The 13,663-nt window shown below is 35.9% G+C and carries 11 protein-coding genes; 4 read left to right on the forward strand and 7 right to left on the reverse strand.

Annotated features, from left to right (window positions below; genetic code table 11):
• The first annotated feature begins 165 nt into the window (after window positions 1-165).
• The 4 genes from QH639_RS04465 to QH639_RS04480 all read left to right on the forward strand — a co-directional run bounded on the left by QH639_RS04465 (window position 166) and on the right by QH639_RS04480 (window position 5,290).
• On the forward strand, window positions 166-1,725 hold the full coding sequence (locus QH639_RS04465) for a glutathione ABC transporter substrate-binding protein (RefSeq protein WP_281115681.1): 1,560 nt from the start codon (window positions 166-168) through the stop codon (window positions 1,723-1,725).
• Between the two features lie 43 nt (window positions 1,726-1,768).
• Window positions 1,769-3,019 carry an amidohydrolase family protein gene (locus QH639_RS04470; protein ID WP_281115682.1) on the forward strand — a complete coding sequence of 417 codons (1,251 nt, stop codon included), beginning with the start codon at window positions 1,769-1,771 and terminating at the stop codon, window positions 3,017-3,019.
• Entirely contained in the window at window positions 3,016-4,227 is a 1,212-nt protein-coding gene (locus tag QH639_RS04475) for an amidohydrolase (RefSeq protein WP_131521286.1), read from the forward strand. Before QH639_RS04470 ends, QH639_RS04475 begins: the two co-directional genes overlap by 4 nt.
• Before the next feature lie 157 nt (window positions 4,228-4,384).
• Window positions 4,385-5,290 (forward strand): DMT family transporter, encoded by a 906-nt coding sequence (locus QH639_RS04480; RefSeq protein WP_281115683.1) that lies wholly within the window; start codon window positions 4,385-4,387, stop codon window positions 5,288-5,290.
• Window positions 5,291-5,305: 15 nt separating this feature from the next.
• Here QH639_RS04480 and QH639_RS04485 read toward each other — a convergent pair whose 3' ends face one another.
• The 7 genes from QH639_RS04485 to QH639_RS04515 all read right to left on the reverse strand — a co-directional run bounded on the left by QH639_RS04485 (window position 5,306) and on the right by QH639_RS04515 (window position 13,090).
• Window positions 5,306-6,517 (reverse strand): MFS transporter, encoded by a 1,212-nt coding sequence (locus QH639_RS04485; RefSeq protein WP_131521288.1) that lies wholly within the window; start codon window positions 6,515-6,517, stop codon window positions 5,306-5,308.
• Window positions 6,518-6,526: 9 nt separating this feature from the next.
• Window positions 6,527-7,795: a TRAP transporter large permease gene (locus QH639_RS04490; protein ID WP_048391134.1), complete on the reverse strand. Its 1,269-nt coding sequence runs from the start codon at window positions 7,793-7,795 to the stop codon at window positions 6,527-6,529.
• Window positions 7,776-8,273: a TRAP transporter small permease gene (locus tag QH639_RS04495; protein WP_048391136.1), complete on the reverse strand. Its 498-nt coding sequence runs from the start codon at window positions 8,271-8,273 to the stop codon at window positions 7,776-7,778. Before QH639_RS04495 ends, QH639_RS04490 begins: the two co-directional genes overlap by 20 nt.
• A 245-nt stretch (window positions 8,274-8,518) precedes the next feature.
• Entirely contained in the window at window positions 8,519-9,565 is a 1,047-nt protein-coding gene (locus QH639_RS04500; RefSeq protein WP_131521289.1) for a DctP family TRAP transporter solute-binding subunit, read from the reverse strand.
• A gap of 57 nt (window positions 9,566-9,622) precedes the next feature.
• The gene (locus QH639_RS04505) at window positions 9,623-10,657 is read right to left on the reverse strand and encodes a DctP family TRAP transporter solute-binding subunit (protein WP_131521290.1); all 1,035 of its coding nucleotides are present in this window, start codon (window positions 10,655-10,657) and stop codon (window positions 9,623-9,625) included.
• 280 nt (window positions 10,658-10,937) lie between these two features.
• Window positions 10,938-11,606 carry a response regulator gene (locus tag QH639_RS04510; RefSeq protein WP_131521291.1) on the reverse strand — a complete coding sequence of 223 codons (669 nt, stop codon included), beginning with the start codon at window positions 11,604-11,606 and terminating at the stop codon, window positions 10,938-10,940.
• Window positions 11,603-13,090 (reverse strand): ATP-binding protein, encoded by a 1,488-nt coding sequence (locus QH639_RS04515; RefSeq protein WP_131521292.1) that lies wholly within the window; start codon window positions 13,088-13,090, stop codon window positions 11,603-11,605. Before QH639_RS04515 ends, QH639_RS04510 begins: the two co-directional genes overlap by 4 nt.
• Window positions 13,091-13,663: the final 573 nt, after the last annotated feature.

The raw sequence follows: 13,663 nt of genomic DNA on the forward strand, positions 1-13,663 counted from the left end.
TATTTGATTTGATTTCAATTTAGTGAAAAGCGTAAAGAATGTAAATATTTTATGGTCTATTAGTCAGAAAATTTAAAAAACACGTAAAAATATTAAAAAACAAGTGAATTTTATTTCTTTATAATTCGAAATGTAAGGAACAAATCACATAAGGAGGAAATGTTGATGAAGAAAATGAAGTTGTTTTTATTCATGGCACTAATGACTGTACTTATTCTGCAAGCATGCTCTACTGCTAGCAATAATAGTACAGAAGGTTCCAAAGAGGGATCAAAAAGCGTAGGAGGAGAATTAGTTGTTCTAAGAGCAGCAGATGCGACAAGTCTTGATCCTCACTTTATTACAGATATTCCATCAGCAAATATTATTCATGGCAAGGTATATGAAACACTTGTCGCTTTCGATAGAGATCGTAAAATTGTTCCATTACTTGCAAAAGAGTGGGAGCAAAAAGATGAAATCACTTGGACATTTACATTGAATGAAGGCATTAAATTCCATGATGGTGCAGATTTTAATGCAGAGGCTGTAAAAGCGACATTTGACCGAATTCTAGATCCTGCAACTGGATCACCACAGCGTGATAAATTATCTATGATTAGTGAAGTAGTGGTAGATGATGAATATGTTGTAACGTTGAAATTAAAAGAACCATATGCTCCGCTTCTATCTATTTTAGCAAGTCAAGAGGGTAGTATGATGAGCCCGAAAGCGATAGCTGAAGCAGCGGACGAATTAGCAACTCATCCAGTAGGGACAGGCCCATTTGTATTTGAAACTTGGAAATCTGGTCAAGAAATTACTTTAATTTCCAATAAAGACTATTGGGGAACTGTACCAAAAGTAGATAAAGTAACATTTAAAGTTGTACCAGAGGATTCTACTCGTCTAGCAATGATTGAAAGTGGAGAAGCACATATTGCTGAACAAGTACCTGTGACAGAGATTGATCGAATTGAAAATTCTTCAACGATGAATTTATTCCGTGCAGAAGGACTAGCAGTAGAATTTATCGGATTCAACGTAAAAGATACATTATTATCGGATGTAAAAGTACGTCAAGCTATTAGCTATGCTGTTGACCGTGAAGCAATTATTAGCGGTATTTATGATAATGTAGGGACACTTGCAAATTCTGCAATGAGTCCAAAAATTATTGGATATTCTAGTGAAACGAAACCGTATGACTATGATGTAGTGAAGGCAAAAGAATTGTTAAAAGAAGCTGGCGTTCAAGAGGGAACAAAAGTTAAATTACTGACAAGTGATCGTAAAGAGCGTATTAATATGGCGGAGGTTATTCAATCTCAATTAAAAGGAATCGGATTAGATGTTGATATTCAAGTAATGGAGTATGGTGCATTTATTTCTGAAATTACGAAAGAACAGCACCAAATCTTTATTAGTGGCTGGGGTAATGCAACGGGGGATGCTGATTATAACCAATACAATCTATTCCACACTGCTTCTATGGGACCTCCAGGAAACCATTTCTACTATTCAAATCCAGAAGTAGACAAGCTAATTGAGCAAGGGCGTTCTGAAGCAAACCAAGAGGCACGTAATGAAATCTACAACAAAGCAATGCAAATTGAGTTAGACGAAGCTGTCTATATTCCAGTGCGTAACTATGAGCATTTAGCAGTCTACAGCAATGCTGTAAAAGGTTTTTGGTTAGATGCATCTAACTACACGATGATCAGTGGCGTTGAAATTGTAGAGTAAATAAATTTGGGGATAGACGGAAAATACCAATTGGGAGGAAACTATGAGTAAACTATTGCTGAAAAATGTGAGATTAGAAGAAGCATATGAGCGCGAAAATGAACACATTGTTGCTACTCGTACAGGTATTTATGATGTTCTAATCGAAGATGGGCATGTTCAACAAGTAGATAAGGATATAGTGGCTGATAAAGATGTAGAAGTAATAGATGCACAACAGCAACTATTAGTCCCTTCATTCCGAGAGATGCATATTCATATTGATAAAACGTATTTCGGCGGAGAATGGCAGGCACCAAGACCCATTACTAAAGGGATTTTAACACGCATTGAAGAGGAAAGAACACTACTACCTAAACAATTGCCGACAGTTGCTTATCGAGCTGAGGAAATGGTGAAGTGGCTCATTTCCCAAGGACACACACATATTCGTTCACATTGTAATGTTGACCCACAAATTGGGACAAAGCATATTGAAATTACAAAGCAGGTTTTAGCAAACTATCAAGATCAAATCACCTATGATATTGTAGCCTTTCCACAGCATGGCTTATTACGCTCCAATGTAGAGGGACTCGTCCGTGAGGCAATGGCAATGGGAGCAACGCTTGTTGGAGGCGTTGACCCATCCATTGTAGATCGCAATATCGAAAAGTCATTGCAAGCAACAATGGGTATTGCGCAAGATTATAATGCAGGGATCGATATTCATATTCACACAGCGAACACCCTAGGCGAATTTGAATTTTATAAACTGATAGAGTTAACGAAACAAGCGAAAAAAGAAGGACAAGTCACAATTAGCCATGCGATGGCACTTGCTGATTTAGAACAGTCACGTTTAGAAAATTTAGTTCAAGCAATGGCTGAGGTACAAATGGATGTAACAACAACTGTACCAATTGATTTGAACCGTTCGACAATTCCAATCCCTTATCTTTATAACAATGGTGTAAAGGTATCAGTCGGACATGATAGCTTAACAGATCATTGGTCACCATATGGTACTGGTAATACGATTATGAAATTAAATGTCATGGCGGAGAGATTCCGTTTTATTGATGAATACTCATTAAGTCGAGCTTGGAAATACGCTTCTGGTGGTATCACACCCTTAAATGATGCTGGAGAACGTGTTTGGCCACAAGTTGGTGATAAAGCGAATATGCTGTTGGTGGATGGCGTGAGCACTGCTCATGTGATAGCAAGAAGATGCCCAATTACTACGGTCATTTCACAAGGCAAAATGATTCACCAACAGGATGTAGGAGAGTTGAAAGGAGAATTCAGATGAAGCACTGGCTTACAAATGTTCTACTTGAAACAGGAGAATATCTAAAGGAAAATGATACAGTTGGAACGAAAGTGGAGCTTTTTCACCTTGAAATTACAGATGGCTTCATTTCGCAAATTGTACCCGCAACAGACGCAATTGATTCTCCAAACGAAGTCACAGATATGAAAGGGAAGCTGCTATTACCTGCCTTTAAGGAAATGCATAATCATTTAGATAAAACATACTTATCTTTACCGTGGAAGGCTTGTGTGCCCGTAAAGAATTTAAAGGAACGACTTGAACGTGAAGCACAAGAGTTATCCGTTCTTGCTACAACAGGAAAACAACGTGCGGCTGCAATGATTGAAAAAATCCTTAAGAATGGTGCGAATCATATTCGTACACATGTCAATATTGATCCATACATTGGATTAAAAAATTTAGAAGGTGTTCTAGCGGCATTGGACGATTATAAAGATGTCGTGACATCCGACGTCATTGCCTTTCCACAGCATGGTCTATTAAGAGATGATGTCCCTAAATTATTGCGTGAAGCTTTACGCAATGGAGCGACGATGATTGGTGGCCTAGATCCAGCAGGCATCGATAACTCAATCGAGCCTTCTCTTTATGAAGTGATGGATATTGCACAGGAATTTAATGTTGATGTCGATATTCATTTACATGATGGTGGCCATGTTGGGTATTATACAATCGATAAATGGATAGATATCGTGGAGGATGCCAAATATCAGGGTAGAACGGCAATAAGTCATGCGTTTTCACTTGGTGATGTATCGATCATGGAACAGCATAAAATTGCAGATCGTTTAGCACAACAACAAGTAAAAATAATGTCAACGGTGCCATTTGATTTGCGACGATTAATTCCACCGATTGAATTACTAACAGAGCACGGCGTGGATGTCCATTTTGGTTGTGACGGCTTTTATGATTCTTGGAGTCCTAATGGCTCAGGAGATATTTTAGAAAAAGCGACTACTTTTGCAGATATTTCTCGTAAACTTGACGAACGCTCTATTCGACGAACATTAAAATATATTACAGGTGGTGTCACGCCATTAGATGCAAATGGTCAGAAGGTTTGGCCGAATGTGAAGGACGAAGCAAGTTTTGTATTTTTTGACGCAGTATCAAGCGCGGAAGTTATTGCACGTAAACCATCCAACCGAGTGGTTATGTCTAAAGGAAAGTTTATCAACTAAGCATAAATCTAAATCCCCCTTATTTAGATAACATAGCAAACTAGAAATTTTCTAGTTTGCTATACTTATGTTTTAATAGAAAAGATGAATAAAGGAAAGGAAAGTAGATTTGCCATTACTTATGTAGAAATCTCTTTATTTGCGGGTGCGATAAAATATGAAACAACTAACGATCTATATGATTTTATTTAGCTGTGTATTTTTTTGGGCCAGTAACTTCATTATTGGCTCTATTTTAATTGACCATTGGGATCCTTTAACGGTCGCCATTTTTAGGTTAATTGTCATTGTTCTCTTTTTAGGGGGGATTAGTTGGAAAGCAATTTGCCGAACAACATTTACAAGAAAGGATCTATTGTTATTGATTCTGGCAGGAATACTGGGCGTTTCCATTAATCACTATAGCTTTTATGCTAGTCTCCAGCACACTTCTCCTATCACTGCGGCTTTAATATTAGCCTGTGCACCGATTGTTACATCTCTACTGAATAAAATGATCTATCATGAATCACGTAACGGCATATTTTGGCTAGGTGCGGTACTTTCATTTGTTGGTGTTGGCCTCATCATTACAAAAGGGGCACTTATCACCATTTCAATCGGTGTGGGTGAAGTGTTGAGCTTAATTACAATGCTAAGCTTTGCTTTGTTTCTCATTATTGTCAATCATCTTAGTCAGAAAATGTCAGCCCAGTCGATTACGTTCTATACAAATTTAATAGGTTTACTAGTGCTCGTACCGTTTTCATTTACTATTTTGCCACAGACGAATTGGCAAGTTGCAATGCCCTACTGGTTTTTGCTCATTTTATCAGCGATTATTATTCACGGAGTAAGCAATTTAATGTGGAATCAAAAAATGAAGGAGGTCGGCTCAACAAATGCGTCGCTGTTGTTAAACTTTGAGCCAGCTATAGCTATGCTATTGAGTGCGGTATTTTTAAAACAATTCCCTACAAGTGTTCAATTATATGGCTCTTTATTAATCTTAGTAGGAATTTTACTGTGCATATATTATAAAGAAATTAAAGCAATTGTCCTTGAAAAAAAAACAATGAATTAGCAAAAAAAGAGATGCTCATTTTTTGAGTACATCTCTTTTTTGCTGTTTCTGTAGCGAATTTAAAATAAATAGGTATGTTATTGGCAGAAAAGCAGTAATGGTCACGATACCATGCCATTGAAATAATGACCAAACAGGGCTTAGTATTGTACTTCCAGAGGCCACCCCAAGGTAATAAGCGACCAGATATAGACTAGAGGCGCTTCCTTTTTGGTAAAGAGCTAGCCGACTTACCAATGAGGAAGTTAATGCATGAGCAGTAAAAAAACCTAAACATGCTAGACAAAGTCCCATGACAATAATGAAAAGTGACTTGCTTAATGTAAAAAGTATTCCCACAGTTAATAAACAAACACCAAATGTTCGAATGGTATGTAATCCAACTTTTCCTGCGAGTGCATTAGCAAGAGGCGAACCAATAATACCTAAACCATACGCTAAAAAAATAAAAGAAATGCTTTGTAAAGATAATAGAAAAGGAGGGGCTGTTAAGTAATAGGGAATAAATGACCAAACTCCAGTAAAGGATAATTGTAAAATAACTCCTAATCCAAAAAGCATCAATAAATGAGGGTTTTTCAAATGAAACCAAAAGCCTTGTAAATCCTGTTGAATCGTACGCTGTTGTACCGAAAAATTTTTGGATTTAGGTAGCATCCACCAGACAATTACCATAACGATGCATCCCATAATGGCTAATGAAATAAATGCCATTTTCCATGAAAAATATTCAGTGACATACCCCATCATGAGTCTACCAATTGTTCCGCCTAGTGCATTACAAGAAATATACAATGCAGTGGCAAAGCCCATTGATTGTTGATCAATTTCTTCGCTAAGATAGGCAAGTGCTGCTGCAGGTACACCTGCAATAGCAAAGCCCTGAATAAAGCGTAATAAAATAATAGTAGAAAAAGAATCAGTTAGTGGCATGAAAAAAAAAGGTATGACAGTAAAAACTATGGATAAATGAATGAACAAAACTCTTCCATAACGATCTGATAAAAAACCTAGCACGATTAATCCAAGAATTACTGATAGAGTAGTCATAGATACGGATAGACTTGCAACGGATACAGAAATATGAAATTGCTCTGTAAAGAAGGGGAGCAGGGGCTGAACAGAATACATTGCTGCAAATACAAAAACAGAAGCCCCGCCCAAACTAATGACAATTGTCCAAAAAGAGCGATCTCTTATTGAATAACCCTTTGTATTTATACCCATCTTAAAACCTTATTTCATTTGCTCTGGTAACCAGAGAGAAAGTTGTGGGATTAAGACAACAAGTGCTAAGAAGATAATCATTAAAATGATAAACGGTATAACGCCTTTTACCACTTCCCCAAGTTTTTCTTTTGCAATACCGCTAACCACGAAGAGATTCAATCCAACTGGTGGAGTGATCATTCCTAATTCCATATTAATCGTCATAATAATGGCAAAGTGGATTAAATTTATATCGAAGTGTGCAAGGATTGGTAATAAAATTGGTAAAGTAATTAGAATAATGGAGACGGCTTCTAAGAACATACCCATGATAAAGAACAAAATATTGACAACTATCATAAAAATCCACTTATTTAAATCACTTTCTGCAATCCATGCACCCACTTGCTGTGGTACTTGTGCATTTGTTAAATAGAGTCCAAATAACGAAGCGGCACCTATTATTAAGAAAATCATAGCGGTAATATTAATAGATTCTACTAATACTTCGCGGAAATCCTTTAGCTTCATTTCACGATAGATAAACAAGGATACAATAAGACCATAGAAAACAGCTATCACCGCTGATTCAGTTGGTGTCACAACTCCTGAATAGATTGTTCCTAAAATTAAAAAAGGTAAAAATGCTCCCCAAATGGCTTTTAAAGATTTACGCCCACGTTCTTCCCAAGAAGCTGGTTGATCTCCATTAAATCCATTGCGTTTCGCATAAACGATAGCAGCAATAATTAAGATTCCTGTTAAAGCTAATCCAGGAAGAACCCCAGCCATAAATAATTCACCAATTGATTGCTCTGAGGTGATACCATAAATAATTAATGGAACACTCGGTGGAATTAAAATGCCTAATGTACCACCTGCTGCCACAAGTCCCATCGAATAACGTTTTTTATAGCCTGCTGAAATCATTGCTGGGATCATAATAGAGCCGATTGCTGCTGCTGTGGCAGGTGAAGAGCCTGAAATAGCGGCAAAAATAGCACAGGCAACAATTGTAACAACTGCAAGACCACCTGGCAGGTGACCAATCCATGCACGTAAAGCTTCAATTAAATATTTGGATATCCCACCCCGCGCCATTAATACGCCAGCCAGCACGAATCCTGGGATGGCCATCATAGGGAAGGAATCTAATGCAGTAAAAATGCGCTGTGGAATCATATTCATATTAAAATCTATTTGGAAGAACACTAGAATTGTTGATAGTGCTAAGCTAATAGCAACAGGTACTCGTAGAAATAATAGCAAAAAGAAACTAAGTAAGAGGATTAGCATATTCTTCATCCTTTCCTCGTAGAATATTAACTAATCGTTCTACGAATCTTAGTAAAAATAAAATACCTGAAAGAGGTAGGACTAAATATACAATCCACATTGGAATCCCGATATCAAGTGAAACCATACCAGATGTATAGCGATTTTCCACTAAAACAAAACCATAGTACGTGTAAATTAAGCAAAAGGCGATGCTCAAGCCTGTTGCTACTAAATCTAATAGACGTTTTTTCGATGGCTTTAATTTGTCATATAGAATATCCACCTGTATATGCTGATTGTGGCGAAGAGCTAAGCCAAATCCCAAAAATGTACCCCAAATTATAGAATAGCGTGCTAATTCCTCTACCCATGCTTGTGGTTCATTGAATATGTAGCGCATAATAACCCCATAAAAAATGAGTACAACACCTGCTACGAAAAAAATTCCAGCAAGAATTTCTTCTAAGTAGCCCCATATTTTATAAACGGCCTTCATGTTGATGCCTCCTTTATTTAAAGTTAAAAACGGATGCTTTTATTCCCACTGTAAATGTTGCAGTTTGAAGTGAGCTTCTTAGCACCCGTTTGTAAGTAAGCGATATACTAATAAAATTATTGATATTGACGATAACTCACTACTACGGGCAACTTCCTAACAAAGAATACCCAAGAAATTGTTGCAATTTCCTATTCCTTACATCAACCAATTGTTGGAATAGTAAGTTTTTTTAAGAACTCTGTTTATTTTAAATCACGAATACCATTAATTAGTTCTTCTGTGATAACATCAGTAAACTCTTCATAGACTGGTTCCAGTTGTTTTTTGATGGCTTCTTTTTCAGCATCTGATAGCTCAATGACCTCAATACCAGAGTTTTTAATGTTTTCGAATGATTTTCCGTTTTCTTCCGCAGCTAAATCCCAAGCTAACGTTGTTGCCTCATTCAATGATTCTTCAACTGCTGTCAATAGCTCTGAAGGTATTTTTTCCCAGAATGTTTTGTTTACAAAGATGGCATAGTCTAGACGACCATGTTCAGATACGGAGAAGTATTTTTGAACTTCTTGATATTTTTGAGTATCAAAGTTATTAAATGTGTTTTCTTGTCCATCTACTGTTCCTTGTTGTAAGGCAGCGTATGTTTCACCAAATGCAATTGTCGCAGAACCAGCATTCAAAGCTTTAAACTGCGATTCTAAAACTTTACCTGCTTGTGCTCTGAATTTTAGTCCTTTAAAATCGTCCACTGTCACAAGTGGGTGTTTGTTATTGGAAAAGTGTTTAAAGCCATTTTCCCAGAAAACGAGACCTTTAATATCGTTAGCTGCTAGTTGGTCAGATTCTAGAATCAGTTTTGCAACATCTGAATTAAAGAACTTACGAGCATGCTCTTGATTTTCAAAAAGGTAAGGCATATCAACATATTGCCAACGAGGATCGATTTTTACCATTTTCGTTACAGAAGGAGCAATCATATGCACATTTCCTGATACTAAGGCATCTAATTCATCATTATCTCCATATAGTTGTGAGGATGGATAAACCTCAACTTTCACTTTACCTTCTGTTTTTTCATCCACTAGTTTTGCAAATGCCTCAGCTGCTTTACCTTTAACACTATCAATTGAAGTTACATGAGAGAATTTAATAACAAGAGGTTTTTCTTTGGTGTAGCCACCATCTCCCTCAGCTGCTGGAGCAGAAGCTGCTTCTTTTTTTTCGCCACCACAAGCCGCAAGTACGACTAAAAGCAAAGCCATGAATGACATGAAAAGCCATTTTTTCATTCTATATCCCCCTAAAATTTATATTTATAGTTAAAAGGGCAACCTTTTAAACCTTAGTTAATGAAATTGATTTTTAGGAAGTGCCTCAATATATTTAAAACCATAATTTTCTGCATAATAGTCGTATACAGGTTTAAAGGCGTTCTCCCAATCCTCTATTTCTTCCTCCGTTAAATAATGAATTTGTATGCATTGACATGCTTCCATTTCCTGAAGTCTTTCCGTACTTAAATTCTCTGCTTGTTGCCACTCCCATTTTTGTACTTCCTCAAGAGTATCAATCAAAAGCTCCTGTACATTTTTAGGGAGGGAATTCCAAAATTCATTATTCATTAATAACAAATAGCCTAGATAACCATGATTACTAATAGTTAAGTAATCTTGAAGTGAATGTAGATTTTTGCTTGTAATATTAGTGAGCGTATTTTCTTGCCCATCAACATTGCCTTTTTGTAGTTGATGGAAGACCGTATTAAAATCAATTCGTCTAGGATAGGCACCGGCAATGGAAAATTGCTCAGCTAAAATATCACTTGGCATTATTCTCATGCGTAAGCCTTGTAGATCAGTTAAGTTTTGGATGGGACGAATACTATTACTTAACTGTTTAAAGCCACTATCCCATACGCCCATCGAGATTAGATTGTGTTTATTTAATCTCTTCATTAATGATTGTCCAACTTCGCTTTCAACATATGTATGAACTTCTTTTGCATTTTTAAATGCATAAGGTAAATCCATGACAGACCATTCGGGTACAAACGTAGTTATTTTTGAAATGGCAGGGGCAATCATCTGAATATCTCCTCTTAAAAGAGCATTCATCTCCTCGCCATCCTTGTACAGTACGCCATTCGGGAAAACTTGAATTTCTACATGACCATTACTTCGTTCCTTAATAAGCTCTGCAAATTTAATTGCTGCCATTCCTTTAGGTGTGTTTTCACCTACAACATGTGAAAAGCGAATGACAATTTGTTCTTCATGACTTAATTGCTCATTGTCAGTTGGATAGGTCTGCTGTTGACAACCTATGAGGATGGTTAAAAAACATAAGTTTAAGAAAAGTACTTTTATAGGACTACGCCACATGTCTATTCACTCCTAACTGTATAAGATGTGAACGCTTTCTATTGTATTTTATACGAATAAATATTCAATATTATGGTTTTAATGAACATTTTGGTATTTATGGTATATAACAATTAGTTATATTGATAAATTGTTATAATACAAGATAATTGCTAGAGAAAAAAGAATCTGCTTACTTTTCTTTTATTAATGTGCATAGTAAAGCATCATAAAGCTATGCATAATAAGAAAAATAGCAGATTCTATATGAGTTTTTATTTTAATAACTATTTATGCTCAATTATTTTATGGAATAATATTTCGTTGGTCGTCCAACTGTTCCATATTGTAGTTCAATGCTAACAGTTCCTTTAGTTGCTAAAAAATCTAAATATTTCCGAACTGTAACCCTTGCCATTCCAACATTTTGGGCCAGCTGCTCGGAGGTTATAGCTACTCGATATGTTGTTAAATAATCTAATATTTGTTTCATCGTTAAATTGTTTAAGCCTTTAGGTAATTCATTTGACTCTTGTTGTATACCTAGCCAACTATCAATATCCTCTTGATTTAAGGCTGTGCAATTAGTAAACAATTTAGAGCTATTTTTATATTGCTGTAAAGCTTTTTCAAAACGTTCGAAGCGAAAGGGCTTAATGAGATAATCGCTTGCACCAAATCGTAAAGCCTCTTGAACAGTCGGTGCATCTCGCGCAGCAGTTATCAGAATAATATCTGAAGGAATTCTTTCTGAACGGAGTTTTAAAAATAAATCCATACCGGTCATATCTGGTAAAAACATGTCTAGTAAAATTAAATCTGGTTTTTTTACTTTAATTTTTTCGTAAGCATCACGACCAGTGATAGATTCGCCTACAAGCTGAAAACCAACCATTTTATTTAAAAAACCTTTATTTATTTCAAGCACCATTGGATCATCTTCTACAATAAAAACTGAAAGTTTACTCATTGTTCTTCTATCACCCCTACCTCAATAGTAATATTTGTACCAATATTGAACGTTGATTCAACTTGTATATTTCCGTTATTAGATTCTACAATTTGTTTAACAAGTGCAAGGCCAATACCATGTCCTTCCTTTTGTTTGGTAGTAAAACCATATTCGAAAATTCGTTTCGGTAAACCTATTATCCCCATGCCACTATCCTGTACTTCTATATATAGATAATGCTTATCGCCAATTAACGTTAATCGTACATCTTTATACGTACACTCAAAGCATGCTTCCATCGCGTTATCAAGCAAATTCCCAATTATAGTTACCAAATCACCACTAGAAAAACCGCTCATAATATCGTCTAGCTTTGAATCATCATCAATGGTCAGTTCCACGCCGAGTTCTTTTGCTCGCGAGTACTTCCCAAGTAGTAAACCTTGAATCGAGTAATCAAGTATTTTATCATGTAAAATTTGTATAATTTCCTCTTCATCCGTAATTTCATCAATAATAAGACTCAGAGCTTCATCATTACGGTCTAGTTGAATTAATCCTGCAATACTATGTAAACGGTTCATATATTCATGCTGTTGAGCTCGTAAGGAATCCACAAGCATTTTAATCCCTGTTAATTCTTCAGCTAACATATTTGCCTCTTTACGATCCGTTAACATTATAAGGTATCCGGCATTTTGATCTAAAATTCGAATAGGGAAGGTGCGTACTAAATACATCTGGTCATGTATAAGTAAAGGTCTATATATTTCATGCTGCTGTAAAATGTCTTCCGCAAGCCATGTCCCATTAAATAATTCTTTGCGAGAAATTCTCTGTTCAAAGAAATGAGTATATTGCCTTGCGAGGCGGTTAATAAATGATACATTACCGCTTTCGTCGGTTGCTAATATACCAATATCCATTGCCTGTATAATGCCAGATCGCTCTTCCACTAAGCGAGCGATTTCGTATGGCTCTAAATTAAATGTTTGACGCTTTAGGTGATTAGCTACCCAGACTGAACCACCTAATCCAATAGCTAGTCCCCAAAAAAGAGAAATCAATATATCAAATTGATATTCATCTAGTAGGTTGTACCATTTTGGGGTAAGTAACCCAACTGTAATAACACCAACTTGTTGTGTACCTTCTTCATTCATGATAGGAACGAATGCACGGATGGAATAGCCAAGCACTCCCTGAGCTTTTGATATGTATTCATGCTGTGAAAAAGCTTCTATTTCGTCTCCACCCTCAAAAACTGTGCCGAGTTTGCTCTCAGAAGGGTGAGAATAGCGGATTTTCTTCATATCAATAATCACGATATAATCAACATCAGTTGTTAAACGAATTCTCTCTGCAATGGGTTGAATAACTTCAAATCCATTCGGCTTCCCAACATTATTTTGTACCTCTGTCAGTTGTGAAACGGTTCTCGCGATAGCAATGGCTCGTGCTCCAAATTCTTTCTCAAATGCACCCGAAAGGTTATGGATCATGATAGCACCACTTGTTGCTATAGAAAAAAGGACAATAATAAATGAAAAAATAAACATTTTTAGACGTAAAGATATATTTTTCATAGACATATAAAAGAGCGATAGCTATTAGCTTTCTTTTATACATTCATCACCCCTATTCTACAAAATAAGCATGTTTACCTTAAAACATACTAAAAATTCTTAGTTTATACTAAATTACCATAAATAACATAGCTGTTGTAATACAAGATTTGTTGAAGAGCATTTTTATTATTGTGTAGTATAACAAAACGAATGATAAATATGATTTATCTTGTTGTAGTGGCGTATATATGCCAGAAAATTGCACTCTAATATATATATTTGAATAATAAAAAATAGTTCACTTTCAATAAATAATTTGAAATATACATTGATTGTATTGTTGATTTTTTGAATAAGATAAAAAATATGGAAATAAAAGACGGGAATCAGCTTTTCATTCATACATATAAAAGTGAAAATCTTGTAGAAAATAGTTCCGAATTTCTCTTCTGTTCTTAAAAATTCTAGCGTAAATAAACTAAAGAAAACGTTCTTTCTGTAGATAAA

Origin of the sequence: Lysinibacillus sp. 1 U-2021, assembly GCF_029916965.1 — a bacterium.
Taxonomy (GTDB): Bacteria; Bacillota; Bacilli; order Bacillales_A; family Planococcaceae; genus Lysinibacillus; species Lysinibacillus capsici.

Coding starts and splice junctions, on each gene's coding strand:
- QH639_RS04465 (WP_281115681.1), top strand. CDS start 166: ATGAAGAAAATGAAGTTGTTTTTATTCATGGCACTAATGACTGTACTT.
- QH639_RS04470 (WP_281115682.1), top strand. CDS start 1,769: ATGAGTAAACTATTGCTGAAAAATGTGAGATTAGAAGAAGCATATGAG.
- QH639_RS04475 (WP_131521286.1), top strand. CDS start 3,016: ATGAAGCACTGGCTTACAAATGTTCTACTTGAAACAGGAGAATATCTA.
- QH639_RS04480 (WP_281115683.1), top strand. CDS start 4,385: ATGAAACAACTAACGATCTATATGATTTTATTTAGCTGTGTATTTTTT.
- QH639_RS04485 (WP_131521288.1), bottom strand. CDS start 6,517: ATGGGTATAAATACAAAGGGTTATTCAATAAGAGATCGCTCTTTTTGG.
- QH639_RS04490 (WP_048391134.1), bottom strand. CDS start 7,795: ATGCTAATCCTCTTACTTAGTTTCTTTTTGCTATTATTTCTACGAGTA.
- QH639_RS04495 (WP_048391136.1), bottom strand. CDS start 8,273: ATGAAGGCCGTTTATAAAATATGGGGCTACTTAGAAGAAATTCTTGCT.
- QH639_RS04500 (WP_131521289.1), bottom strand. CDS start 9,565: ATGAAAAAATGGCTTTTCATGTCATTCATGGCTTTGCTTTTAGTCGTA.
- QH639_RS04505 (WP_131521290.1), bottom strand. CDS start 10,657: ATGTGGCGTAGTCCTATAAAAGTACTTTTCTTAAACTTATGTTTTTTA.
- QH639_RS04510 (WP_131521291.1), bottom strand. CDS start 11,606: ATGAGTAAACTTTCAGTTTTTATTGTAGAAGATGATCCAATGGTGCTT.
- QH639_RS04515 (WP_131521292.1), bottom strand. CDS start 13,090: ATGATCCATAACCTTTCGGGTGCATTTGAGAAAGAATTTGGAGCACGA.